Genomic DNA, 23,048 nt, shown 5'->3' with positions numbered 1-23,048 from the left:
CTTGAGCGACACGCCTGAAACCGCCCCGGCGCCCGTGCGCAGACCCTGGTCACGCGCCGCCATTCCGATCGTGGCCGCGGCGATCGGCGGTGTGTTGCTGGTGTTGTTCGCCTGGCGGCTGCCGCCCTTCGACACGGGGATCCAGAGCACTGACAACGCCTATGTTCGGGGCAATGTCACCCTGATCAGTCCCAAGCTGGACGGCTATGTAACCCAGGTGCTGGTCAAGGATTTCATGCAGGTCGCCAAGGGCCAGACCCTGGTGGTGATCGATGACGGGAACTATCGCGAAAAGTTGGAACAGGCCCGCGCCGGCTTGGCGTCGGAAAAGGCCAACCTCGCCAATTGGGATCAGCAGCGCCGCCGGGGCGAGGCCAATATCAGCCTGGTCGGCAGCGAAGGCGCCAGCGCCAGGGCGGCCCTGGCCAAGGCCAAGGCCGACTACAATCGGGCGCGGCCGCTGGTTGACCAAGGGTGGCTCGCCCCGACCGAGCTCGACCGGCTGCGGCTGGCGGTGCAGCAGGCCGAGGCCGGCGTCGCCCAGGCCGACGCCCAGGCGCGCGTTGCGCGAGAGGACCTGACCTCGGTCGATGTCAGCCGTGCGGCTCTGGAAGCGGCGGTCGCCAGGGCGCAGGCGGCGGTCAAGCTGGCCGAGATCGACCTGCAGAACACTAAGATCACCGCGCCGATCGCCGGTCAGGTGGGGGAGGTCGGGGTCAAGGTTGGCCAGTACGTCACGCCCGGCACGCAATTGATGGGCTTGGTTCCCGAAACAGTCTGGATCACGGCCAATTTCAAGGAGACCCAGGTGGCCGACGTCGGGGTGGGCGAGCCGGTACGAATCCGCGTCGATGCTCTACCGGGCGTGACCTTGTCTGGGCGGGTGGAACGCATTGGGCCGGCGACCGGATCGGAATTTTCGATCATCAAGGCCGACAATGCGACCGGCAACTTCACCAAGGTGGTTCAGCGGTTGCCGGTCCGTATCGCGATCGATCCGGACCAAGAGGCGGCGGCACGGCTACGGCCGGGGATGTCGGCGGTGGTCAGCATCGACACGCGACGCAGGTAGCGTGTTTCGCCCTAGTGGTGGGTGGCGCTGCGCAGGGCTTCGCCCAGCGTGTGGCGCGTGAGCGGCTTGCCAAGGAAACCGACAGGGTTGATCGCGGCCATCGCCACGCGGAAGTCGTCGGTGATCGAGCCGGAGACGAACAGCGAGCGAACGCCGAGCTGATCGTAGAGCTTGCGAGCAAGCTTGCCGCCATCGGTGTTCTTGGCCAGGCGAATGTCGACCAGAGCAAGGTCCGGAGGGCCACCCTCGGCCAGCTCCCAGGCCGTTACGGCGTCTGCGGCCTCGGCCACCACCTCGTGGCCCATGTCTTCCAAAAGGCTCACAATGTCCAATGCGATTAGTGCGTCGTCTTCAACAACCATAATGCGCATCGGCCTACTTACTCCTCGGGAAGAGCACCGCGAATGCGGCGCCGGCTTCCGGTCGTTCAATCTCGAAACGCCCGCCTAGTTGTCGCGACAGAGCCTCGATGGCTCTCATCCCCAAGCTCTTTTTGGCGTGTGGCGTAAAGCCCTCCTGAAGGCCGTCGCCATCATCTGACACAGACAAGCGATAGTCGTCGCCTTCGGTTCCAAAGGTGACCTTGATGCGGGACGGCCTGTCGGGCGGGCAGCCGTACTTCAAAGCGTTGGTGATCAACTCATTGAGGATCAGCGCCAACGGCACGGCCTGGCGCACATCCAGCACGGCCGACTGGATATCCGTCTCCAGGACAATGTCGTCGCGGCCTAGCGACTCGACCAGATCATGGGACAGCGCCTTGGCGTAGTGGCCCGCGTCGAAGGCGCCGATTTCCCCGCCGGTCTTGTAGAGTTGTTCGTGTACCCGGCCGACGGCGATGATCCGGTCCAGGGTCTTTTCGAGCGCCTCGCGAGCGTCGGTGTGTTCGACAGTTCGCGACTGCAGGCGCACCACGCTCGCGATCTGCTGCAGCGAGTTCTTCACCCGGTGGTTCACCTCATCGAGGAGCAGGGTCCGGTCGGCCAGCAGTGCGCGTAGGCGTTCGGCCGTGTCGGCCTCGACTTCCCGGTCGAGGCTGATGTCGCGGAGGGCCTTGAAGAACAGCATCGCCAACAGGGCGGCGAAGATCAGCGTGGCCGCGATCAGCACGGCGCGAACGGTGGCGACCTGTCTCGATCGAACCGCCTCGAGCCTGGCTTCTTCGTGTTCCAGCTCGGTGGCGATCCGGCGCACGCCGTCCATGGCCGCCATGCCTTCACCGCGCGCGATGATCTGGATCGCCGCGCCCACCGTGCCCTGCCGGCGGGCGTCCATGGTTTGATCTATGATGTTCAGCCGTGTCGCCATCAGGCGACGAAGCTCGTCAATCCGGCGCTGCTGGAGCGGGTTGTCCTGGGTCAGTCGGTCGAGAGTGTCGATCTGGCGGTGAGCGAGCTTGCGACCGGTTTCGACGCGTCCGGCGAACTGGCTGTCGCCGGTTAGGATGAAGGCCCGCTGAGCGGACTCCGCGTCGGTCAGGGCCTGGCGGAGGCCGTCGATGCCGGTGCGGACTTCATGAGTATGAGAAACGGCGGCGGCGGCGCGATCGTACCAGACGAAGGCGCCGCCGAGCGCCGCAAAAGCTAGGAACAGGGCGGTGACGGTAAGCGCGAGCAGGCGAAACGCCCGCTCGCGCGCGAGTTGTCGGTTGGAACCCGAAACCTCGGCCGGATCGCCCCGCGCTACTACTCCTCCTTGACGCGACGCTTGCGGAAGGAGGGGTTCAGAACCTGCTTGCGCAGGCGGATCGACTTCGGCGTCACCTCGACCAGCTCATCTTCTTCGATATAGGCGATGGCCTGTTCGAGGGTCATGCGGCGGGGCGGGGTCAGGCGCACCGCTTCATCCTTGCCGGAGGCGCGGACGTTGGTGAGCTGCTTGGCCTTCATCGGGTTGACGTCGAGATCGTCGGCGCGGCTGTTCTCGCCGATGATCATGCCCTGATAGGTCTTCTCGCCGGCGCCGACGAACATCGTCCCACGCTCTTCGAGGTTCCAGAGGGCGTAGGCCGCGGTTTCACCATCGGAGTTCGAAACGAGCACGCCCTTACGGCCGGCGTCGATCGCACCCTTGTAGGGCTCATAGTGGCTGAACACGCGGTTCAGCACACCCGAACCGCGGGTGTCGGTGAGGAACTCGCCCTGGTAGCCGATCAGCGAGCGCGACGGCGACATCAGGCTGATGCGCGTCTTGCCGGCGCCGGACGGCCCCATGTCCTTCAGCTCGGCCTTACGCGCCGAAAGCTTCTCGATGACGATGCCGGTGAACTCTTCGTCGACGTCGATCATGACGTCTTCGATCGGCTCCATGCGCTGGCCGGTTTCCTCGTCGGTCTGGAAGACCACGCGCGGACGGCTGATGGAGACTTCGAAGCCTTCGCGACGCATGCCTTCGATCAGCACGCCGAGCTGCAGTTCGCCGCGACCGGCGACTTCGTAGGCGTCCTTGTCCACCGTCTCCGTCACGCGGATGGCGACGTTGGACTGGGCTTCCTTCAGCAGGCGGTCACGAATGACGCGGCTTTGGACCTTGTCGCCTTCGCGGCCAGCCAGCGGGCTGTCGTTCACCGAAACCGTCATGGAAATGGTCGGCGGGTCGATCGGCTGGGCGGGAAGCGGATCGGTGACTTCCATGGCGCACAGCGTGTCGGCCACGGTCGCCTTGGCGAGGCCGGCGATGGCGACGATGTCGCCAGCTTCGGCGTCTTCAATCGGCTGACGCTTCAGGCCGCGGAACGCCAGGACCTTGGTGATCCGGCCCCGTTCGACTTCCTTGCCGTCGATGCCGAGGGCGTGGATGGCGAGACCAGGCGTGGCCTTGCCGCTTTCGATGCGGCCGGTCAGCAGGCGACCCAGGAAGGGGTCGTTTTCGATCAGGACTGACAGGATCTTGAACGGCTCGTCCTTGCGGGCGACGGCCGCGGGCTCCGGCACGTGGTCGACGATCAGGTCGAAGAGCGGGGCCAGGTTGTCGTTAGGTTGGGCCAGATCCATCGTCGCCCAGCCGTTCTTGCCCGACGCATAGATGTGCGGGAAGTCGAGTTGTTCGTCGCTGGCGCCCATGGCCGCGAACAGGTCGAAGGCGTCGTTGAGGACCCGGTCGGGATCGGCGTGGGCGCGGTCAACCTTGTTGAGGCACAGGATCGGGCGAAGGCCCATCTTCAGCGCCTTGCCCAGAACGAACTTGGTCTGGGGCATGACGCCCTCTTCGGCGTCAACCAGGAGGACGCAGCCGTCCACCATGCCAAGGATCCGTTCGACCTCGCCGCCGAAGTCGGCGTGGCCTGGGGTGTCGATGATGTTGATGCGGGTTTCACCCGCCTTGCCGTGCCAGAGGACGCTGGTGCACTTGGCGAGGATGGTGATCCCGCGTTCGCGCTCCTGGTCGTTCGAGTCCATGGCGCGCTCTACCGTCGCCTCATTGGCTCGGAAAATGCCCGATTGGGCGAGCAGCTGATCCACGAGCGTTGTCTTGCCGTGGTCGACGTGTGCGATGATGGCGATGTTGCGGAGCGACATTGATTTGGCTTTTGAACGCCCTATTTGGGGAAGCGCGCGCTTTTAGGCGACGAATGGCCAATTAGCCAGCGCCTTCTCGCCGCAACGCCGAACATTGCTATTTTCTGATTGTGCAGCGCAGCATTTTGAGTGCGCGGTTTGGCGGCCGAAATCGCACTGATTTGTAACGTGATTTTTCAGAGGTTGCGAAAAACGTGATCAGGAAGTCACAAAAGTGCTTGGCATTTTGTGCGTCGCACTCTATAACTCGAATTGTGAGGCGTCGCTGACGCCTCTGCCCTTCCTGGGCGTTTCCTCCCTAATGAACTGCCGGGCCCTCGGGTCCGGCTTTTTTTTTGGCCTGCGCCCTTAGCGCATGTTCCTGGCCGCCGCTAGCTCGATCGCGCGACTCCGATTATAGAACGGAGCATGAACTTAGACTTCTTCCTTATCGCCCTCATCGCCGCGCTCGTGGCGGCGGCGCCGGCGATCGCCTGGGCCCTGATGGAGCGCAGCCGCGCCAACCGTGCTGAGGCAAGGGCTTGGGATCTCCAGGACGCCGCGGCGCGGGTGCGGGTCATGGAAGAGCAGAGCGCCAAAAACAGCGCCTTCCTGCAGGCGGAGGCCGCCGCCACCATCGCCGAGCAGGTGATGAAGCGCGCCGATGAGACGTTCCATAATAGAGAGCAACTGGCGCAGGCTCGCCTCGAGGCGCAGCTCAAGCCCGTCGCCGACAGCCTGGCCAAGTTCCAGGAGCAGGTCGTCGCGGTTGAAAAAACGCGCGCCGAGGAAACCGGCGGCCTGAAGGAACAGATCAATCAACTGCTGACCGCCTCGATCGCCACCCAGAGCGAAGCCCGGAAGCTGTCTGCGGCGCTACGTCGCGGGGCCGGCGTCCAGGGGCGCTGGGGTGAACAGACCCTGCGGAATGTGCTGGAGGCCGCCGGCCTTCATAATCGCTACGATTTCGACGAGCAGACTTCGACTGACACCGAGGAAGGGCGCCGGCGTCCGGACGTCACCGTGCGCCTGCCGGGCGGGGCTGTGTTCGTCATTGACGCCAAGTGCTCGCTGAACGCATTCCTGGACGCCCAGGACGCGGTGGATGATGCGACGCGTGAGTCTTGCTACGTCCGTCACGCTCAGAGCGTGCGCGCTCACATGATGGGGCTATCGGCCAAGTCTTACTGGGATCAGTTCAATCAGGGCTCGCCCGACTTCGTCGCCATGTTCATTCCTGGCGACAGCTTCCTGGCGGCGGCGTTGGAGCGTGCGCCGGAACTGATGACCGAGGCCATGGATCGTCGGGTGCTGGTCGTGACGCCGACCACCTTGTTCGCGCTCTGCAAGGCCGTGGTCTACGGCTGGCGCGTGGAAGAGCAAGCTGCCAACGCCCAGGAGATATCCAAGCTGGGTCGTGAACTCTACAAGCGTCTGTCGGTGATGGGCGGCCACGCCGCTTCTGTGGGCAAGGCGTTGGAAGCCGCGGTGGGCCGCTATAACCAATTCGTGGGCTCGCTGGAGACCCAGGTCATGACCCAGGCCCGCCGGTTCGAGGATCTGAAAGTTGATCATGAGGGCAAGGAGATTGCCGAGCTCGCACCGGTCGAAACCGGGATCAGGCCGCTGACCAAGCTCGCCGCCGACGATGGCGACGAACTCCAGGGACGCCCCGCCGCCTTGACGGCAAAGGGTCGCTGACCTACCTGCGTTCCTATGGCTATACGTGAAATCCTTGTCGTTCCCGATCCCGTCCTGAAGCTGGTGTCGCAACCGGTCGAGAAGGTCGATGACGATCTGCGCGCGCTCATGGATGACATGCTCGAGACCATGTACGACGCCCCCGGCATAGGCTTGGCCGCGATCCAGATCGGCGTGCCCAAGCGGGTGATTGTCATGGACATCGCCGGCCCCGACGATCCCAAGGCGCCGCGCTATTATGTGAATCCGGAGATCGTCTGGTCGTCGGAAGAGACCGCGCCTTACGAAGAGGGCTGCCTCTCGATCCCGGATATCTACGACGAGGTCGAGCGCCCGGCTCGCGTGAAGCTGAAGTACCTGAACTATCAGGGCGAGGAAGTCGTCGAGGACGCTGAGGGCCTGTTCGCCGTCTGCATCCAGCACGAAATGGATCACCTCGAAGGCGTGCTCTTCATCGATCACCTGTCGCGCCTGAAGCGTGAACGTGCGGTCGCCAAGGTGAAGAAGCAGTCCCGCGCCGCCTAGCGGGCGACAACGCTAGGCGCGGCGTCGCCTGACATTTTCGAATATCTTTGGTATCTCTGCGCTTTGGCGCCGCTCTGTCGGCGCGCCCAAGCGATGGGAGATCCCCATGCCGGAATTTGTCATTGAGCGAAACATGCCGGGCGTCGGGGCTCTGGGGCCAGATGACCTGAAGAGTGCGTCGCAAACCTCATGCCTGGTGCTGAACGAGCTGGGACCCTCCATCCAGTGGGTCCAGAGCTACGTCACCGCCGACAAGATATACTGCATCTATCGCGCGCCGAGCGAGGACCTGCTGCGCGAGCACGCGCAGAAGGCCGGTTTCCCGGCCAACGCCATCTCCCAGGTTCGTACGATCATCAGCCCGACTACCGCCGAGTAGACGTGGCGGACGCCCTGGCTTTCAACAGTCTCGCTTGCAGCGCTGGTTCTCGTTAGCCTCGGCGAATGAACCTTGACCTTGTGCTGGCCCGTTTCGACGCCGAGGTGCGCGCCAATCCTGCTCCCCCGGCTGGGATCGCCGTCGAACGACGCGATGGGCTCGTCCTGCTGACTGGCGGCTTCAACTACGTCTCGGCCTGGGATTTGACGACGCAGACCATGGGCGGGGCGGTGGGCGAGCAGGTGGCCTGGTTCCGCGCGCGGGGTGAGGAGCTCATGTGGCGCGTCTATGATCATGACGGCCCGCCGGGCTTGGCCGCTTGCCTCGCCGAGGCCGGCTTCGAGCCTGCCCCGCCCGGCACCCTGATGTTTTTTGATCTCGCCGGCGATGTGGCCGGGGCGCCGGCCGACGGCGTTGAGGTGCGAAGGGTGCGGACCCTGGAGGATCTGGACGGGTTCGTCAGCGCGGGCGGCAAGGCCTTTGGCCACGAAGAGGCGTGGCAGCGCGCGGCCTTCGCCAAGCAGTTGGACGATCCCGACATGGCGTTGTTCATAGCCTGCGTCGCCGGCGAGGCGGTCGCGTCGGCGCGGCTGGAGATGGCGCCGGGGCGCACCTTCGGCCAATTGTTCGGGGGCGGCGTCGCACCCGCCCACCGACGGCGGGGCCTCTATCGGGCCTTGGTGGCCGCGCGGGTCGCCGAGGCCAGGGCGCGCGGCTTGGCCTATCTCAGCATCGAAGCGCGCGACACCAGCCGGCCCATCCTGGAGCGGTTGGGCTTCGTGCCTGCAGGCCGGGAAACCACCTGGACGCTGCGCCCCTATGGTCTTCCCGAGGAGGCCAGCGCGGCTAGTTCGTAGGGGCTGCCGGAGCCGGCGTCGGGGCGGTCGCGTCGTGGATCGCCGCCTTGGTGTCCCGGGCCGCGGCGCGCGCGGCGCCCTTGGCCTGGACGGCGGCGTCCTGAGCTGCGGTCCGGACCCGCTCGCGGGTCTGTTGGGCTTCAGGACTGGTCGCGGCGGCCTTGGTTTCAGTCGCGACCTTGGACGCCGCGGCCCTGGCCTCGGCGGCGGCCTTCTCGGCGGTGGCCTTGGTCTCGGCGGCGGCGCGGTCGGCCGTGGCTTTCGCCTGTTCCTGCTTGGCTTCCGAACATGCCGAAAGGCTCAGACCGGCGACGGCGAGGCTGATGATCACGAGGTTGCGCATGGAGTATCTCCCTACCCGAGCTTGCAGTTGAACGGCGAAGCTTGCGTGTGGTTCCTAAATCCGTGCTTCGCGTCTAAACCGAGAGGGATGCGTATCGCCTTTCTCGGAACCCCCGACTTCGCCGTCGCCGCCCTGGACGCCTTGGTTCAGGCCGGTCACGAGGTCGCGTGCGTTTACTCCCAGCCGCCGGCCCCCCGCGGGCGGGGGCAGGCGCTGAAGCCCTCGCCTGTGCAGGCCTATGCCGAGGCGCGCGGCCTTCCGGTGCGGACCCCGGTCTCTATGCGCGACCCTGAGGAAATCGAAGCCTTCGCCGCCCTGAACCTGGACGCCGGCGTGGTGGTCGCCTTTGGCCAGATCCTGCCGGCCGCCGTGTTGAACGCTCCGAAACTGGGCTGCTTCAACCTGCACGCGTCGCTGTTGCCGCGTTGGCGGGGCGCCGCGCCGATCCAGCGGGCGATCATGGCGGGCGACAAGGTGACCGGCGTCGAGGTCATGCAGATGACCGAAGGCCTGGACGAAGGGCCGGTGCTGTCATCTGAAAGCGTGCGTATCGACGCCCTGGAGACCGCCGGAACCCTGCATGATCGCTTGGCGGAGGCCGGCGCGGCCTTGCTGGCCCGCACTATGGCCGCCGTCGAGCGTGGCGAAGCCAGCGCCACCCCGCAGCCGCAGGACGGCGAGACCTACGCCAAGAAGATCCGGCCTAAGGAGGCTCGGATACGCTGGGCCAAGCCGGCCTCGGAAGTCGATTTCAAGATCCGTGGGCTCTCGCCATTTCCCGGCGCTTGGTTCGAGCTTGCGACCGAGAAGGGGCCGCTGCGCGTGAAGGCGCTGCTTTCCCGGCGCGAGGACGGCGATGGCCCGGCCGGCTTGGCGCTGGACGACGCCCTGCTCATCGCCTGCGGGGAGGGCGCGGTGCGTCTGCTGCGAGTACAGCGCGAGGGGCGCGGGCCACAGGACGCCGAGACCTTCCTGCGCGGGCTGGCGGTTCCGGCAGGGACCCAGCTCAGCTGATGCCGCGCTACCGCCTCACCATCGAATATGACGGCCAGCCCTATAAGGGGTTCCAGGCGCAGGAGACCTTGCCTTCGGTGCAGGGTTCCATCGAGCGCGCGGTCAAGGCGTTCAGCGGCCAGACCCTGCGCCTGCAGGCGGCGGGCCGCACCGACACCGGGGTCCATGCGACAGGCCAGGTGATCCATATCGACCTGGAGCGCGAATGGCGGCCGGAAGTCGTGCGCGACGCTCTGAACGCCCATCTGATGCCCGAGCCGATTGCGATCATCGACGCCCAGGTGGCGGAAGGCGATTGGCATGCGCGGTTCTCAGCGACCGAGCGGCGCTACATCTACCGCATCCTCAATCGCAAGAGTCCGCCGGCCCTCGACCGGGGCAAGGTCTGGCACCTGAAGAAGCCGCTCGACGCCGAGGCGATGCACGACGCTGCTCAGGTGCTGATCGGCAATCACGACTTCACAACCTTCCGACACATGCAGTGCCAGGCCAAGTCGCCGATCAAGACCATGGACGTGGCGCGGGTCTGGCGCGAGGGCGAGCAGGTGCTGCTGGAGTTCGCTTCGCGCTCATTCCTGCATCGTCAGGTCCGCTCGATGACCGGAACCCTGGCTGAGGTGGGGATCGGACGCTGGAGCGCCGCGGATGTGAAGGCGGCGCTCGACGCGCGGGACCGCAAGGCGTGCGGGCCGGTCGCCCCGGCCGATGGCCTATATCTGGTGGGCGTGAAGTACGAAGCTGGCCGCCTTGCCTCGTCACCGTCCGGTCAGCCGCAGGCGACCGGAGGATGACGAGCGAGGCTGGGGGCGTCAGCCGAACTTGCTGAAGTAGCGCTCGATCACGCGCTCGTAGACCCGCTGGAGATCGCGAATTTCCTGGACCGGCGCGCGTTCGTCCACGGCGTGCATGGTCTTGCCCACCAGGCCCAGTTCGACCACCGGGCAAAGGTCGCGAATGAAGCGAGCGTCGGAGGTGCCGCCGGTGGTGGAAAGTTCAGGCGCAGAGCCTGAGACATCCTGGACCGCGGCGGCCACCACGTCCGTGAACGCGCCAGGCTCGGTCAGGAACGCTTCACCGCTGACGACGGGTTCGACCTTGATGGTCCCGCCGAAACTCTCGGCGGCCTTGGCGGCTTCGGCCTCGATCCAGGCGGCCAGCTCGGCGCCCTTGTGCGAGGGGTTGAAGCGGATGTTGAGACGGGCCTTGGCTTGGGCGGGGATGACGTTCGTAGCGCCGTTGGCCACATCGACCGTGGTGACCTCCAGGTTGGAGGGCTGGAAACCGGTGTAACCCTCATCCAGCACGTGGTTTTGAAGCTTGGCCAGCAGGTCGATCAGCACGGGGATCGGGTTGGCGGCGCGGTGCGGATAGGCGACGTGGCCCTGGCGGCCATCGACCGTGATCCAGGTGTTGATCGAGCCGCGCCGGCCGATCTTGATCATGTCGCCGAAGGTCTCGGCGCTCGACGGCTCGCCGACGATGCAATGGTCGAGGATTTCGCCCTGCGCCTTCAGCGCCTCGACGACCATCTTGGTGCCGTGGGTGGCCACGCCTTCTTCATCGCCGGTGATCAGGAAGGACAGCGAGCCCTTCACCTGGCCCGCCGCGATGGCCTTGCCGGCGGCGGCGGCGAAGGCGGCCACCGCGCTCTTCATGTCGACCGAGCCGCGGCCGATCAGCATGCCGTCGACGATCTCGGCGGCGAAGGCTTCGCGGCTCCAGGCCTGGGCGTCGCCCACCGGCACCACGTCGGTGTGGCCGGCGAAGCAGAGGTTCGGCCGCGCGGTTCCGTAGCGGGCGTAGAGGTTCTCGATCTCGCCGAAGCGCATCCGCTTACAGGCGAAGCCGAGGCCTTCCAGGGTGCGCTGGACGATGTCCATGGCGCCTTCGTCGGCGGGGGTCACCGACGGGCGGCGAATCAGTTCCTGGGTCAGGGCGATGGGGTCGAGCTCGGACATGGCTTGCTGGTAGCCGGGGGCGGGGCGCGGAGCAATGGGCGAGGCGGGGCCGGCGACCCGCCAGCCCGGAATGGGTAGGCGACGAGGTCGCCCCCGCCCGAAATGGGAACCCATCACATCGACCCGGCGCGGCCGATGGCCGATTAATCATCTGCCGTCGGGGCCGAAGTGATGTTGATGTTTTTCCGCAAGAGTGTCGCGCAGCCGCCGCAGGAACGCGGTGAGAGCATCGCCGATCTCCTCGCCTGGTGCGGGGCGGGCGGCCGGAGCGAGACCTTTGTCCGCGACGCGGCCGCCAAGTCGGCGCGCCAGGTCTCCGCCAGCGACCATCTTTACTTCGCCGCACGGCTCGTCGCCGCCGACGGTCGCCAGCAGGTGATGCAGTACGCTTTCGTGGATGATCGAGGGAATGTGGCGTTCAGCGCCTTCGTGCGCTCCACCAGCCCGGCGATGGTGTACGGCGGGGCGGCGAGCGAGGACCTGCTGGTCGAGCCTATCAGCGACGCGCTGTTTGGGCAGTTGGCGATCAAGCTGTGCGCGGGCGCGACCCTGGTTGGCTTCCACCGAGTGCTGCAGTCGGGAATGCTGCCCGATCAGGCCGTGGCGGCCGCGGCTGGCTCCGAGTGCGCCTGGCGGCGGTTCCAGGCCGTCGCGCGCCAGCGCGGGATCGGGTTGTCGCGCCGCGAGCCGCTGACCCTCAACGATTGTCTCGAGAAGCTGGGTCTCGCGCCGTTGGAGACCGAGGACGCGGCGCTACGCGCCCTGGCCATCCGTGCGCTGTGGCGCAAGCTCGACGGCGCGGAATAGCCGCCGGAAGGCAGGCTATTTCTCAGCTTGGACGGTCTCGCCCAGCAAGGGCTTCAGGTCGTCGAAGAACTGGCTGGCGTCATAGGCCTCGCCTAGCGTGAACAGGCCATCGCCCTCGCGGACCAGATAGCCCCGCTCGACCAGGGCCAGAAGTTTGCGCCGGGCGGTCTCGCGCGGGATCTGGGTGATTTCAGCCAGGCTGAGCGCATTCAACCCGCGGCGGCGGCGGAAGGTCTGTGGCGGGCGCGGGCCGCGCGGCATCGCTTCGGACAGCTCCGCCAGCAGGAAGATTAGGTAGAGAAGGCACTGGTCCAGATCTCCGTCGAACTTCGAGCGGATGCGAACCAGCGCGGTCGAGAGGTGGCCGCCCCAGCGGTAGTAGGACCGCATGGTCTCCACATCCAGGGGGCCGATCGAGGCCTCGGCGAGGGGCTGCTCCCCGCGGGGCTTTGAGGACGCTACGACTTTGAGCGAAGGCGCTGAATTCATGGTGCGGGCCTTGCATTAAAGTTAATTCGAGTTAACCGTGTTGTCAGCAACAGTCTTTCTCTCGATCAAAACAGCATTGATTCTCCGGAGGAGAGTCCTGCCATTTCAAGCGCTAGCTCGGTTACGTTGCGTGTAGTGCGGTGTTCGATAGGTAAGCTACTGATTCGCCTCATGGGCGAGAAGCGATTGCTATGGTAAACGCCGCCTGCGGGTATGGTTGCGGGCCTTTTCCTGTGGATGACTTGGTCTGTGGCGGCGGGAAACGCGGTCCAGACCGCCCCTCCAGCCCAACGCACATACGAAAACAGGCCCGCAAGCGGGCCTGTTAGCGAATCAGTTGATGGGCTGTGGAGGACGCGGGGATGCGTCCGGCGCGATCAGTCGCGCAGCAGCTCGTTGATTGAGGTCTTGGAGCGGGTGCGCTCGTCCACGGTCTTGACGATGACCGCGCAGTTGATCGAGGGCAGGCCCTCGCCGAACGGGCTGGGCATCGAACCTGGCATGATCACCGAGTAGGGCGGAACCTCGCCCATGAACACTTCGCCGGTCTTGCGATCGACGATGCGGGTGGTCGAGGTGATGAAGGTGCCCATCGACAGCACGCTGCCCTCGCGGACGATGACGCCTTCGGCGACTTCGGAGCGCGCGCCGATGAAGCAGTTGTCCTCAATGATGGTCGGATTGGCCTGCAGCGGCTCCAGCACGCCGCCGATTCCGGCGCCGCCCGACAGGTGGACGTTCTTGCCGATCTGGGCGCAGGAGCCGACCGTGGCCCAGGTGTCGACCATCGTGCCCTCATCAACATAGGCGCCGATATTGACGAACGACGGCATCAGCACGGTGTTGCGGGCGATGAAGGCGCCGCGGCGGGCCACGACGCCGGGCACCGCGCGGAAGCCGGCGGCCTCGAACCGGGCGGCGTCCCAGCCGGCGAACTTCGAGGGGACCTTGTCCCAGAAGGGGCCGGGCGCCGGGGCGTCCATCAGCACGTTGGGGCTCAGGCGGAAGGACAGCAGGATGGCCTGCTTGGCCCATTGGTGGGTGGTCCAGACGCCGTCGTCGCCGCGGGTGGCGACGCGCAGGGTTCCGGCGTCCAGTCGGCTCAGGGTCTCTTCGACGGCTTCGCGAACGGCGCCTTGGGTTCCGGTGTTGATATCGGCCCGGGCTTCCCAGGCGGCTTCGATCACGGACTTCAGGTCGTCGGACATCAATTGGCTTCCTTGAGGCGCGCCGCCGTCAGGAACGGCGTCAGCTTATCGGTGCGGTAGTGGACAAAGGGTGCGGTGGAGGCGAGCGCCTTCGAGCCGACCAGGACGGTGGTCATGCCGAGGTCCGCCGCCGGCTTCAAGTTATGCTCCGAGTCCTCGAAGAACGAGGTCGTGGAGGGGCTCAGGCCGTGGGCGTCGATCATCCGCTGGAAGCCCAGCGGATCGGGCTTGGGCGCGAACCCAAACGAATGGATGTGGAAGACGTCGTCAAACAGGCCGCGAAGGCCCAGGTGGGCCAGCACCCGTTCGGCGTGCTTGTCGTCGGCGTTGGTGAAGATCAATCGGCGGCCCGGCAGGCTGGCAATGGCCGCGACCAACTCCGGATCCTGGGCCAGGAGCTCCAGGGACAGATCGTGGAAAAGGGCGTGGAAGTCGGCCGGATCGACGCCGTGGTGCAGCATCAGGCCCTTCAGGGTCAGGCCGTGCTCGGCAAGATACTTCTTCTGCAGCCCATAGGCTTCCTCCATCGGCAGCCCAGTGACCTTGGCCACGAAGGCGGTCATCCGGCCCTCGACCTGACCCATGAACCCGGACTCGGCGGGATACAGGGTGTTGTCCAGGTCGAAGAGCCAGGTGTCGATGTGAGAGAGGTCTGGCCTCATGCGCGGATGAGCGTCCCCGAGCCATGTTCGGTGAAGAGTTCGGTCAGCATGGCATGCGGGCGTCGGCCATCAAGGATGACGACGGCCTCGACGCCCGACTCCACCGCCGCGATGGCGGTTTCCAGCTTCGGGATCATGCCGCCGGTGGCCACGCCCGAGGCGATGGCTTCGCGGGCCTCGGCCAGCGTCATCTGGCGGATCAGGTCGCCATTGGCGTCCAGCACGCCGCGCACGTCGGTCAGCAGCAACATGCGCTTGGCGTTCAGTGCGCCGGCCAGGGCGCCGGCCACGGTGTCGGCGTTGATGTTGTAGGTTTCGCCCTCGACCGAAACGCCGATCGGCGCGACCACGGGGATGTAGTCCTCGTCGGCATAGATCAGGGCTTCGATCAGCTTGGGATCGATGCGGGTCGGCTCGCCGACAAAGCCAAGGTCGACGACCTGTTCGATCTGGCTGTCGGGGTCCTTCTTGGTGCGGTGGGCTTTTTCGACGGTGATCAGGCGAGCATCCTTGCCCGACAGGCCCACGCCGCGCACGTCGGCCTCGGCGCCGGCCAGGGTGATCCAGTTGGCGATCTCTTTGTTGATCGCGCCGGACAGCACCATCTCGGCCACTTCCATGGTGGCCTCGTCGGTGACCCGCAGCCCGTCGATAAAGGTCGACTTCACACCAGCCTTGTCCAGCATGCGCGAGATCTGCGGTCCGCCGCCGTGGACCACCACGGGATGGACGCCCAGCATCTTCAGCAGCACTGCGTCGGCGGCGAACAGCCTGGCGACGCTTTCCTCGCCCATGGCGTGGCCGCCGTATTTGATCGTCACGACCTCGCGGTCGTAGATCTGGATGTAGGGCAGGGCCGTGGCCAGGGTCTTCGCGGTGGCCCAGCCCTGTTCTTCGGCGTCGTCGGTCAAGGCTTTCGGCCCTCCAAGAGCCTCTCGGGCTCCAAGTCGAAGAGTTAGGACGCGCCAGCCGCCGGACTCGGCGTCCAGGTTCGGCCAATGCGCCCTAGTCGGAGCGCTCCGATAGCGGACCCTGACCCGCGTGTCACCGTCTCGACGCGCCGCAATGGCGTGCTAGCGTCACTGTTCGTCAGGTCGTTAGGGGATTTCATGCGCTCCACAATGCTCGCCGCGCTCGCCGCGACGCTTCTCGCCACCACCGCCAACGCCGCCACCGTTGCCGTCAGCGCCGACAGGCTGATCGACCCGGCCACGGGCAAGGTCGCCGACAAGCCGCTGGTGATCATCACCGATGGCCGGATTACGTCGGTGGGTCGGCAGGGGGACGCCATTCCGGCGGGCGCGACGCAGGTGAGCTTGCCGGGCGTGACCCTGCTGCCCGGCCTGATCGACATGCACGTACACCTGACCTTCTCGCCGCTCTATGGCGGCTATACCGGCTATCAATTCTCGGACGCCTTCTGGACAGCGATCGGGACCCGGCACGCAAAGGATACGCTGGAGGCTGGCTTCACCACCGTTCGCAACGTCGGTTCGGCCTTCTATGGCGATGTCGGCCTGCGCGAGGCGATCGACAACGGCTTCATTCCCGGCCCGCGCATCGTCACGGCCGCCTATTCGTTCGGCGCCACCGGCGGCCATTGCGATGAGACCTTCTTCCCACCCTCGATGGAGCAGAAGTCGCCCTACAACGCCGACAGTCCCGATCAGGCGCGCCACTCGGTGCGGACGCTGCGCAAATATGGCGCGCAGGTGATCAAGATCTGCGCCACCGGCGGGGTCTTCTCCCGCGGCGACGCACCCGGCGCCCAGCAGATGACGCTGGAGGAGATGAAGGTCGTTGCCGACGAGGCCCACATGGCGGGGATGAAGGTAGCCGCCCATGCTCACGGCGCGGCCGGCATCAAGGCCGCTATCCTGGCTGGGATCGACACCATTGAGCACGCCAGCCTGGTCGACGACGAGGGCGTCAAGCTCGCGGCCCAGAAGGGGACCTGGTTCGGCATGGACATCTACAACACCGACTACACCCAGGCTGAGGGCAAGAAGAACGGCGTGCTGGAGGAGAACCTTCAGAAGGATCGCGACATCGGCGAGATCCAACGGCAGAACTTCAAAAAGAGTCTGAAGGCCGGGGTGCGGCAGATCTATTCGACCGACGCCGGGGTCTTTCCCCATGGCGACAACGCTCGTCAGTTCGCGGTGATGGTGCGCTATGGCGCGAGCCCGCTGCAGGCGATCCAGGCTGCCACCGTCAACGCGGCCCAGGCGCTGGGCCAGGAGCGCGATGTCGGGCGCGTGGCGCCTGGCGCCTACGGCGACATGGTGGGGGTGATCGGCGACCCGCTCAGCGACGTGACGGTGTTGGAAAAGCCGGTGTTCGTCATGAAGGGCGGCGACGTGGTCAAGCGGCCCTAGCAGCGATCAAAGGGCCACTTCGGGCAGCAGCCGTTCGAAGTGGTCTTCGACGGCCTGGTAGCATTCGCAGGCGGCGCGCTCGAGGCCGCGCCGTTCAATGATCTCGACCCGTCCACGTTGACGGCGCAGCAGGCCCTTGGCCTCGAGGTTCTGGATGACCGCGGTCACCGTGGTGCGCTGGACGCCGAGCATTTCGGCCAGCGATTCCTGGGTGAGCTGGATGATCTGGTCGCCGGCTCGGTCATGGGTGGCCAGCAGCCAGCGACAGCAGCGTTCCTCAACCGAGTGCAGGGCGTTGCAGGCCACAGACTGCATCATCTGCGCCAACAGGGCGTCGGCGTAGCGGGAGAACAGTTCTCCAAACCGCGGCGAGACGTCCTTGATGTTCTCCAAGGCGGCCGTGGGTATGGCGAGCGCGAGGCCGGCGATCTGGACGACCGCGCGACCAAAGGCCGGCTTGTTGCCCGCGCTGACGATGCCGCCCACCGCACCCTCGCGGCCGATCGTGGCGGCCTCGATCTCGTGGCCGTCGCGCGTGATGATCAACAACGAGACCATCGTCTTGTGCGCCGGGAAATAGGTGGTGATCACGTCGTCGCCGGGTTCGAACAAGACCTGTCCGCGGTTCAGGGTGACCACCTCTAGGCGGCCGACAAGTTTTTCGAAGTCCGCGACGCTTACCGCCGCGAGCAACCGGTTGGCCACGCGTGGCTCAAGGCCCAGGCGTTTCCGGTCCGAAGGTGGATCGACGGTGCTGATGCTCATATTGTGACCTCTGACCGAGCATACGCTGCGAACGGGCCAGCGCATACAACGGCCACGCTAGCTTCACCGTCGGGTTCACGACTGACTTGGTCAGCCTCAGATTGAGCGGGCCACCACCTCCTTCATGATCTCCGAGGTGCCGCCATAGATGCGCTGCACGCGCGCGTCGCGCCACAGGCGGGCGATGGGATACTCGTTCATGTAGCCGGCCCCGCCGTGCAGTTGCAGGGCGATGTCGCAGGCTTCCCACTGCAGTTCTGTGTGGAACAGCTTGGCTGCGGAAGCTTCGGCCGCCGTCAGTTCGCCCGCCACGTGGCGCGTGATCGCCCAGTCCAGGTGCGCCCAGCCGACCTGCAGCTTGGCCTTCAGGGCCGCCAGAGTGAAGCGGGTGTTCTGGAAGTCGAAGATCGACTGTCCGAAGGCCTTGCGCTCCTTGGTGAACTTGACCGCCTCGTCGAATGCGCGCTGAGCGCCGGCTTGGCCGGCCACGGCGATCTGCAGGCGCTCTTGCGGCAACTGTCCCATCAGATAGGCGAAGCCTCGACCTTCCTCGCCCAGGCAACTGGTGATCGGCACACGCACGTCGTTGAAGAACAGCTCGGAGGTGTCGGCCGAGTGCTGGCCGACCTTGTCCAGGTTGCGGCCGCGCTCAAAGCCCTCCGCGCCGCGTTCGACCAGGATTAACGAGATCCCCTTCGAGCCAAGCGTCGGGTCGGTCTTGGCCACCACGATCACCACGTCGGCGTTCTGGCCGTTGGTGATGTAGGTTTTCGAGCCGTTGATCACGTAGTGATTGCCGTCACGCCGGGCGGTGGTCCGGACCCCTTGCAGGTCTGAGCCAGTGCCGGGTTCGGTCATGGCGATGGCGGTGATGATCTCCCCGGAGACCATGCCGGGCAGGAAGCGCTTCTTCTGTTCCTCGGACCCGTAGTTGATCAGGTAGTCGACGGTGATGTCGGACTGCAGGGTGACGCCGGCCGACGAGCCGGCATAGGCCAGCTCTTCGCCGATGACCGCGTTGAAGCGGTAGTCCAACTCCAGGCCGCCGTATTCGGATGGAACCTGCGGGCAGAGCAGGCCGGCCGCGCCGTAGGCCTTCCAGAACTCGCGATCGACGATGCCCTCGGCCTCCCATCGGTCGAGGTGGGGGTAGAGCTCCTTGTCGAAGAACTTCCGGACTTGATCGCGGAACAGCTCGAGATCGGCGTCATAGGCCGTGCGGCCGGCGGTGGAGAGCATGATGGCTGGCCCTGTGGTTAGGTTGGGCCAGTTGTTCCATGCGGGGCGTTCAGCGGAAAGCGTGACCCTGCGTCATCATTGGCAAACCACTTCGTCATCCTCCCGTCGTCTGAAAGACGATCCGGGGGACCCAAGCGGGCTAACCAGCTTTGCACCTCAGCTTGGGTCCCCCGGAGCAGCCTTTGGCTGCCCGGAGGATGACGAGCTTGGTGTTGTGGCTAGGGCCGGACTTCGCAGGTGGTCATGATCTCGGCGCGCAGTTCGGCCAGGCCGTCGCCCTTTTCCGAGGACGTGGCGAGCACGCGGGGGAAAGCGGCCGGACGCTTGGCGATCGCCGCCTCAGTCTTGATGCGGGCCGCCTCGACCTCGTGCGGCTTCATCTTGTCGGCCTTGGTCAGGATGATCTGATAGGAGACCGCCGCCTTGTCGAAGGCGTCCATGGGCTCCTTGTCGACTTCCTTCAGGCCATGGCGCGCGTCGATCAGCAGATAGGCCCGCTTCAGGTTCGCCCGGCCGCGCAGGAAGTCGCGGCCAAGGTTCTGGAACTTCTTCACCGTGATCTTGGAGGCCTTGGCCCAGCCATAGCCGGGTAGGTCGACCAGCCGCAGCTTGTCGTCCAGCACGAAGAAGTTCAACTCGCGGGTGCGGCCCGGCTCGTTGGAAGCGCGAGCCAGACCCTTGTGACCCACCAGGCCGTTGATCAGCGACGACTTGCCGACATTGGAGCGGCCGGCGAAGGCCACTTCAGGCAGGTCGCCCGGCGGCAGGCCGTCGATGGCGACGGCCCCCATCATGAAGGTGGCCTGGCGTGCGAACAGCACGCGGGCCTCCTCCAACTGTTCTTCGGTGAAGAGCGGGTCCTCGTTCACTAGGCGATCTTCGACTTCTTGCCGGTCAGCTTGGCGATGATCTGGTCGATGGGGTTGTCCACCTTGAAGCGGCGCATGATCAGGTACTGCTGCAGGATCGTCAGCACGTTCGACCAGGCCCAGTAGATCAGCAGGCCGACCGCGAAGGGCGCCATGATGAACGTGAACATGATCGGCATGAACTGGAAGATCTTCTGCTGCACGGGATCAGCCTGCGGCGGGTTCATGGCCGTCGAGAGGTACATGGTCACGCCGTAGAGCAGGGCCAGCGGGCCCAGGTGCAGGAGGTCGGAGTTCAGGAACCCGCCGATGACCGGGACGGTCGCCGGGTTGTAGGGCAGCAGGCCGAACAGGTTCCAGATGGTCAGCGGGTCGCGGGCCGAGAGGTCCTGGATCCAGCCGAAGAACGGCGCGTGCCGCATTTCGATGGTGACCGTCAGCACCTTGTAGAGGCCGTAGAAGACCGGGATCTGGACCAGCATGGGCAGGCAGCCCGTCAGAGGATTGATCTTTTCCTTCTGATAGAGCGCCATCAGCTCCTGTTGCTGCTTGGCCGGGTCGTCCTTGAGGCGCTTGCGCAGCTCTTCGACCTGCGGCTGCACCTTCTTCATCTTGGTGAGCGACTCGTAGCTCTTGTTGGCCAGCGGGAAGAAGATGAGCTTCACAGCGACGGTCAGCAGCAGGATGGCGATGCCGAAGTTGCCGACGTGGCGGAAGATGAAGTCGAGGAAGGCGAACATCGGCCGGGTGATGAACCAGAAGTTCCCCCAGTCGACGGCCATGTCGAAGTGCGGCACGCCCAGCTTGGTCTCGTAGTCCTTCAGCACCGGAACCGTCTTGGCGCCGGCGAACAGGCGGGTGGTCTCGGTGATCTGGCGGCCGGCGGGGATGACCCGCGGCTGGCCGATATAGTTGGCTTCGTAGATGTCGGTCGCACCGGCCTTGGTCACCCGGTACTGGCTTTGGATGCGCTCTTTCTGATCCGGGATCATGGCGGCGAGCCAGTACTTGTCGGTGATGCCGGTCCAGCCGCCGGTGGAGGTGATCGGCGAGCCGCCGCCGTCCTTCAGCCACTTGGCGTACTTCACCTGGCGCAGTTCGTCGCCGAGCCAGCCGATCGCGCCTTCATGGACGATCTGTATCTTGCCCAGGCCGGCCGGGATGCCCTGGCGCTGGACCGAGCCGTAGGGAGCGAGCGTCACCGATCCCGTGCCGGTGTTGGCCACGGTGTCGGTCACCGTGAACATGAAGCGGTCGTCCACCTCGATCTTGCGGGTAAAGGTCAGGCCCTGGCCGGTGCTGGTGCGCAGCGTCAGCGGTTGGCCGGGCGCGAGGGTCGAACCCTCGACCAGTTGCCAGACGGTGTCTGCGGTCGGCAGGCCGGGCAGGTTGGCGCCGGTCCAGCCGAACTCGGCGAAGTAGGCGTAGCGCGAGCCCTCCGGGCGCAGCAGCTCCACCGGAGGCGAGGTCTTGTCGACCGTCTGGCGGTAGTTCTTCAGGAACAGGTCGTCGATCCGCGCGCCGCGCAGGGAGACCGAACCGCTCAGGGCCGGAGTCGTGATCGGCGCCCGGGTGCTGGCTGCGGCGGCTTGCTCACGCGAGACCACCACGGTTCCAGGCGTCGCGCTGGGGAGCACGCCGGGCTTCTGGGTCTCCACGGTCGCAGCCTTTTGGCGGACCATGTCGGCGTTCCGCCGCTTGGTGGCGGGGTCCACGACCAGGAACTGGTAGGCGATCAGGATCAGAACCGCGCTGACCACGAAGATGATCGTATTGCGGTTGTTGTTCTCTTGCATAAGGACGCGCGCTCAGGCGGAGGGGGAAGGAGGGGCGCGCGGCGAAGCGCGGGACGGGCTGTCGCTATCGGCCGCGAGGCTTATCAGCGCGCTTTTCACATCGTCAAGCAAACGCGGCCATGGGCGCGTCGGCGCGCCGTTGCGAGCGATCAATACATAGTCGAAGCCGGGCTTGGCGAGCTGCGGCAAAAGCACCCTGGCGGCTTCACGCATGCGCCGCTTGGCGCGATTGCGGACCACCGCCCCCCCGACCTTACGGGTGGCGGTGAAGCCGACTCTGATCAAGGGGGTGTCGTCGGCCCGATTTCGGGCCTGCAGTACGATCGCGCCTTTGGCGCACGAAACAGCGCGCGCCGCGGCGAGAAAATCAGGGCGCTTTTGCAGGCGCTCGATTTTTAGGGGGGCGTCGGTCATGGCCCGACACCTAAGCCGTCAAGACGTGGAACGTCTTAGGCGGTCAGGCGCTTGCGGCCCTTGGCGCGACGGCGAGCCACGATCTTGGCGCCGTTCTTCGTCGCCATACGGCTGCGGAAACCGTGACGACGAGCGCGCACCAGTCGGGACGGTTGGAAAGTCCGCTTCACGTGATTAGCTCCGGCTCGAAAACAAGGCGCGCTTCCTAGGGGAGGCGGCGGGACGTGTCAACCGCTGCGACCCTCAACACGCGCTATTCCGCATGGTTTGAGCGTTCGAAGCAGCATTAATGTGATCCGCGGGGTTCGTCACCCCTCCCAGGCCGGTCAGGCCAGGGTCAGAATCACTGGCCCGCGCTTGGTCGCCACGAGGGTGTGTTCGTACTGGACCGTGGGCTCGCCGCCTGGCGGGGTGAGCGTCCAGCCGTCGTCCAACTCCTCCACCCAGTCGGCGCCGAGCGACAAGAACGGCTCGATGGTGAAGACCAAGCCCTCGTGAATACGGCGGCGGTCGCCGCGTTCCCACCAAGTCGGAATCTCGCTGGGGTCGTCGTGCAGCGAGCGGCCGACGCCATGGCTGGCGAGGTTCTTGACCAGGCTGTAGCCGTGCTTGTCCGCGAAGGTCTCGATGGCTTTGCCGATCTCGTTCAACTTGCCGCCTGGGCGCACAGCGCGGATGCCGCTCCACATGGCGCGGCGGCCGTCGCGGCACAGTCGCTCGATCTTTGCGGTCACGGGAGGCACGGCGAAGCTGGCGCCGGTGTCGCCATAGAAGCCGTTCAACTCGGCAGAGACGTCGATATTGACCAGGTCGCCCGCGGCGATCTTGCGGTCGTCCGGAATCCCATGGGCGCAGTCGGGGCCGACGGAGATGCAGGTCGCGCCCGGGAAGTTATAGGTCAGCTCCGGCGCCGAGCGGGCGCCTTCCAGTTCCAGCATCTGGCGGCCCAACTGGTCCAGCTCACGCGTGGTGATGCCGGGCTCCAGGGCCTTGCTCATGGCGTCCAGCGTCCGCGCCACCAACCGGCCGGCCGCCTTCAGGCCCTCGAGTTCTTCTTCTTTTTCAATGGTCATGG

General features: G+C 65.8%; 25 protein-coding genes. 9 read left to right on the top strand and 16 right to left on the bottom strand.

Annotated features, from left to right (window positions below; all coding sequences use genetic code 11):
- The first annotated feature begins 1 nt into the window (after window position 1).
- Complete coding sequence (locus tag Q8M13_RS18735) at window positions 2-1,072, top strand: HlyD family secretion protein (RefSeq protein ID WP_305301686.1); 1,071 nt, start codon at window positions 2-4, stop codon at window positions 1,070-1,072.
- Window positions 1,073-1,083: 11 nt separating this feature from the next.
- Here Q8M13_RS18735 and Q8M13_RS18730 read toward each other — a convergent pair whose 3' ends face one another.
- The 3 genes from Q8M13_RS18730 to typA form a co-directional block, all read right to left on the bottom strand.
- On the bottom strand, window positions 1,084-1,434 hold the full coding sequence (locus tag Q8M13_RS18730; RefSeq protein WP_305301890.1) for a response regulator: 351 nt from the start codon (window positions 1,432-1,434) through the stop codon (window positions 1,084-1,086).
- 13 nt (window positions 1,435-1,447) lie between these two features.
- The gene (locus tag Q8M13_RS18725; protein ID WP_305301889.1) at window positions 1,448-2,551 is read right to left on the bottom strand and encodes a sensor histidine kinase; all 1,104 of its coding nucleotides are present in this window, start codon (window positions 2,549-2,551) and stop codon (window positions 1,448-1,450) included.
- A 206-nt stretch (window positions 2,552-2,757) separates the two neighbouring features.
- Window positions 2,758-4,590, bottom strand: coding sequence for a translational GTPase TypA (gene typA, locus Q8M13_RS18720; RefSeq protein ID WP_305301685.1), 1,833 nt, complete (start codon window positions 4,588-4,590; stop codon window positions 2,758-2,760).
- Between the two features lie 408 nt (window positions 4,591-4,998).
- Between typA and Q8M13_RS18715 the strand changes: the two genes are divergently transcribed.
- The 4 genes from Q8M13_RS18715 (at window position 4,999) to Q8M13_RS18700 (ending at window position 8,031) form a co-directional block, all read left to right on the top strand.
- Window positions 4,999-6,270, top strand: a complete 1,272-nt coding sequence (locus Q8M13_RS18715; protein ID WP_305301684.1) for a DNA recombination protein RmuC — start codon at window positions 4,999-5,001, stop codon at window positions 6,268-6,270.
- A 15-nt stretch (window positions 6,271-6,285) separates the two neighbouring features.
- Window positions 6,286-6,795, top strand: coding sequence for a peptide deformylase (def, locus tag Q8M13_RS18710; RefSeq protein ID WP_305301682.1), 510 nt, complete (start codon window positions 6,286-6,288; stop codon window positions 6,793-6,795).
- Between the two features lie 106 nt (window positions 6,796-6,901).
- Window positions 6,902-7,174, top strand: coding sequence for a DUF4242 domain-containing protein (locus Q8M13_RS18705; RefSeq protein ID WP_305301680.1), 273 nt, complete (start codon window positions 6,902-6,904; stop codon window positions 7,172-7,174).
- Window positions 7,175-7,239: 65 nt separating this feature from the next.
- Window positions 7,240-8,031 (top strand): GNAT family N-acetyltransferase, encoded by a 792-nt coding sequence (locus tag Q8M13_RS18700; RefSeq protein WP_305301678.1) that lies wholly within the window; start codon window positions 7,240-7,242, stop codon window positions 8,029-8,031.
- Here the strand turns inward: Q8M13_RS18700 and Q8M13_RS18695 are convergent.
- Window positions 8,021-8,374: a hypothetical protein gene (locus Q8M13_RS18695; RefSeq protein ID WP_305301677.1), complete on the bottom strand. Its 354-nt coding sequence runs from the start codon at window positions 8,372-8,374 to the stop codon at window positions 8,021-8,023. The genes Q8M13_RS18700 and Q8M13_RS18695 overlap by 11 nt on opposite strands.
- A gap of 87 nt (window positions 8,375-8,461) precedes the next feature.
- Between Q8M13_RS18695 and fmt the strand changes: the two genes are divergently transcribed.
- Together fmt and truA are read left to right on the top strand one after the other, a co-directional pair.
- The gene (gene fmt / locus Q8M13_RS18690; RefSeq protein ID WP_305301676.1) at window positions 8,462-9,388 is read left to right on the top strand and encodes a methionyl-tRNA formyltransferase; all 927 of its coding nucleotides are present in this window, start codon (window positions 8,462-8,464) and stop codon (window positions 9,386-9,388) included.
- Complete coding sequence (gene truA, locus Q8M13_RS18685; RefSeq protein ID WP_305301675.1) at window positions 9,388-10,179, top strand: tRNA pseudouridine(38-40) synthase TruA; 792 nt, start codon at window positions 9,388-9,390, stop codon at window positions 10,177-10,179. The genes fmt and truA overlap by 1 nt, the downstream gene beginning before the upstream one ends.
- A gap of 18 nt (window positions 10,180-10,197) precedes the next feature.
- On the opposite strand, the gene dapE is transcribed toward truA, so the two are convergent.
- The gene (dapE, locus tag Q8M13_RS18680) at window positions 10,198-11,346 is read right to left on the bottom strand and encodes a succinyl-diaminopimelate desuccinylase (RefSeq protein WP_305301674.1); all 1,149 of its coding nucleotides are present in this window, start codon (window positions 11,344-11,346) and stop codon (window positions 10,198-10,200) included.
- Between the two features lie 171 nt (window positions 11,347-11,517).
- Here dapE and Q8M13_RS18675 point away from each other — a divergent pair, with 171 nt between their 5' ends.
- Window positions 11,518-12,153, top strand: a complete 636-nt coding sequence (locus tag Q8M13_RS18675; protein ID WP_305301672.1) for a hypothetical protein — start codon at window positions 11,518-11,520, stop codon at window positions 12,151-12,153.
- Window positions 12,154-12,168: 15 nt separating this feature from the next.
- On the opposite strand, the gene Q8M13_RS18670 is transcribed toward Q8M13_RS18675, so the two are convergent.
- From Q8M13_RS18670 to argB, 4 genes are all read right to left on the bottom strand, one after another.
- Complete coding sequence (locus tag Q8M13_RS18670) at window positions 12,169-12,543, bottom strand: hypothetical protein (protein WP_305301670.1); 375 nt, start codon at window positions 12,541-12,543, stop codon at window positions 12,169-12,171.
- Window positions 12,544-13,019: 476 nt separating this feature from the next.
- Window positions 13,020-13,850: a 2,3,4,5-tetrahydropyridine-2,6-dicarboxylate N-succinyltransferase gene (gene dapD / locus Q8M13_RS18665; protein ID WP_305301669.1), complete on the bottom strand. Its 831-nt coding sequence runs from the start codon at window positions 13,848-13,850 to the stop codon at window positions 13,020-13,022.
- Window positions 13,850-14,512, bottom strand: a complete 663-nt coding sequence (locus Q8M13_RS18660; protein WP_305301668.1) for a pyrimidine 5'-nucleotidase — start codon at window positions 14,510-14,512, stop codon at window positions 13,850-13,852. Before Q8M13_RS18660 ends, dapD begins: the two co-directional genes overlap by 1 nt.
- Complete coding sequence (argB, locus tag Q8M13_RS18655; protein WP_305301666.1) at window positions 14,509-15,423, bottom strand: acetylglutamate kinase; 915 nt, start codon at window positions 15,421-15,423, stop codon at window positions 14,509-14,511. Before argB ends, Q8M13_RS18660 begins: the two co-directional genes overlap by 4 nt.
- A gap of 198 nt (window positions 15,424-15,621) precedes the next feature.
- Here argB and Q8M13_RS18650 point away from each other — a divergent pair, with 198 nt between their 5' ends.
- Window positions 15,622-16,890, top strand: a complete 1,269-nt coding sequence (locus Q8M13_RS18650) for an amidohydrolase family protein (protein ID WP_305301665.1) — start codon at window positions 15,622-15,624, stop codon at window positions 16,888-16,890.
- Between the two features lie 6 nt (window positions 16,891-16,896).
- Here Q8M13_RS18650 and Q8M13_RS18645 read toward each other — a convergent pair whose 3' ends face one another.
- The 7 genes from Q8M13_RS18645 to map all read right to left on the bottom strand — a co-directional run bounded on the left by Q8M13_RS18645 (window position 16,897) and on the right by map (window position 23,046).
- A complete protein-coding gene (locus Q8M13_RS18645) occupies window positions 16,897-17,655 on the bottom strand; it encodes a Crp/Fnr family transcriptional regulator (RefSeq protein ID WP_305301664.1) in 759 nt (252 codons plus the stop codon).
- 96 nt (window positions 17,656-17,751) lie between these two features.
- On the bottom strand, window positions 17,752-18,894 hold the full coding sequence (locus Q8M13_RS18640; RefSeq protein ID WP_305301663.1) for an acyl-CoA dehydrogenase family protein: 1,143 nt from the start codon (window positions 18,892-18,894) through the stop codon (window positions 17,752-17,754).
- Window positions 18,895-19,112: 218 nt separating this feature from the next.
- A complete protein-coding gene (gene yihA, locus Q8M13_RS18635) occupies window positions 19,113-19,763 on the bottom strand; it encodes a ribosome biogenesis GTP-binding protein YihA/YsxC (protein WP_305301661.1) in 651 nt (216 codons plus the stop codon).
- Window positions 19,763-21,559, bottom strand: a complete 1,797-nt coding sequence (gene yidC / locus Q8M13_RS18630; protein WP_305301659.1) for a membrane protein insertase YidC — start codon at window positions 21,557-21,559, stop codon at window positions 19,763-19,765. The genes yihA and yidC overlap by 1 nt, the downstream gene beginning before the upstream one ends.
- 12 nt (window positions 21,560-21,571) lie before the next feature.
- Entirely contained in the window at window positions 21,572-21,973 is a 402-nt protein-coding gene (gene rnpA / locus Q8M13_RS18625) for a ribonuclease P protein component (protein ID WP_305301657.1), read from the bottom strand.
- A gap of 35 nt (window positions 21,974-22,008) precedes the next feature.
- A complete protein-coding gene (gene rpmH / locus Q8M13_RS18620) occupies window positions 22,009-22,143 on the bottom strand; it encodes a 50S ribosomal protein L34 (RefSeq protein WP_056731898.1) in 135 nt (44 codons plus the stop codon).
- 156 nt (window positions 22,144-22,299) lie between these two features.
- On the bottom strand, window positions 22,300-23,046 hold the full coding sequence (map, locus tag Q8M13_RS18615; protein WP_305301655.1) for a type I methionyl aminopeptidase: 747 nt from the start codon (window positions 23,044-23,046) through the stop codon (window positions 22,300-22,302).
- Between the last annotated feature and the right edge of the window lie 2 nt (window positions 23,047-23,048).

It is taken from the genome of Phenylobacterium sp., from assembly GCF_030681155.1.
In the GTDB taxonomy this organism is placed as follows: Bacteria; Pseudomonadota; Alphaproteobacteria; order Caulobacterales; family Caulobacteraceae; genus Phenylobacterium.
The sequence above is the reverse complement of the archived record's forward strand: the minus strand, read 5'-3'. Positions and strand labels throughout refer to the sequence as shown.

Coding starts and splice junctions, on each gene's coding strand:
- Q8M13_RS18730 (WP_305301890.1), bottom strand. CDS start 1,434: ATGGTTGTTGAAGACGACGCACTAATCGCATTGGACATTGTGAGCCTT.
- Q8M13_RS18670 (WP_305301670.1), bottom strand. CDS start 12,543: ATGCGGTCCTACTACCGCTGGGGCGGCCACCTCTCGACCGCGCTGGTT.
- Q8M13_RS18695 (WP_305301677.1), bottom strand. CDS start 8,374: ATGCGCAACCTCGTGATCATCAGCCTCGCCGTCGCCGGTCTGAGCCTT.
- typA (WP_305301685.1), bottom strand. CDS start 4,590: ATGTCGCTCCGCAACATCGCCATCATCGCACACGTCGACCACGGCAAG.
- dapE (WP_305301674.1), bottom strand. CDS start 11,346: ATGTCCGAGCTCGACCCCATCGCCCTGACCCAGGAACTGATTCGCCGC.
- rnpA (WP_305301657.1), bottom strand. CDS start 21,973: ATGACCGACGCCCCCCTAAAAATCGAGCGCCTGCAAAAGCGCCCTGAT.
- Q8M13_RS18715 (WP_305301684.1), top strand. CDS start 4,999: ATGAACTTAGACTTCTTCCTTATCGCCCTCATCGCCGCGCTCGTGGCG.
- Q8M13_RS18705 (WP_305301680.1), top strand. CDS start 6,902: ATGCCGGAATTTGTCATTGAGCGAAACATGCCGGGCGTCGGGGCTCTG.
- Q8M13_RS18700 (WP_305301678.1), top strand. CDS start 7,240: ATGAACCTTGACCTTGTGCTGGCCCGTTTCGACGCCGAGGTGCGCGCC.
- map (WP_305301655.1), bottom strand. CDS start 23,046: ATGACCATTGAAAAAGAAGAAGAACTCGAGGGCCTGAAGGCGGCCGGC.
- truA (WP_305301675.1), top strand. CDS start 9,388: ATGCCGCGCTACCGCCTCACCATCGAATATGACGGCCAGCCCTATAAG.
- Q8M13_RS18650 (WP_305301665.1), top strand. CDS start 15,622: ATGCGCTCCACAATGCTCGCCGCGCTCGCCGCGACGCTTCTCGCCACC.
- fmt (WP_305301676.1), top strand. CDS start 8,462: ATGCGTATCGCCTTTCTCGGAACCCCCGACTTCGCCGTCGCCGCCCTG.
- Q8M13_RS18660 (WP_305301668.1), bottom strand. CDS start 14,512: ATGAGGCCAGACCTCTCTCACATCGACACCTGGCTCTTCGACCTGGAC.
- Q8M13_RS18640 (WP_305301663.1), bottom strand. CDS start 18,894: ATGCTCTCCACCGCCGGCCGCACGGCCTATGACGCCGATCTCGAGCTG.
- dapD (WP_305301669.1), bottom strand. CDS start 13,850: ATGTCCGACGACCTGAAGTCCGTGATCGAAGCCGCCTGGGAAGCCCGG.
- yidC (WP_305301659.1), bottom strand. CDS start 21,559: ATGCAAGAGAACAACAACCGCAATACGATCATCTTCGTGGTCAGCGCG.
- Q8M13_RS18675 (WP_305301672.1), top strand. CDS start 11,518: ATGTTGATGTTTTTCCGCAAGAGTGTCGCGCAGCCGCCGCAGGAACGC.
- def (WP_305301682.1), top strand. CDS start 6,286: ATGGCTATACGTGAAATCCTTGTCGTTCCCGATCCCGTCCTGAAGCTG.
- Q8M13_RS18645 (WP_305301664.1), bottom strand. CDS start 17,655: ATGAGCATCAGCACCGTCGATCCACCTTCGGACCGGAAACGCCTGGGC.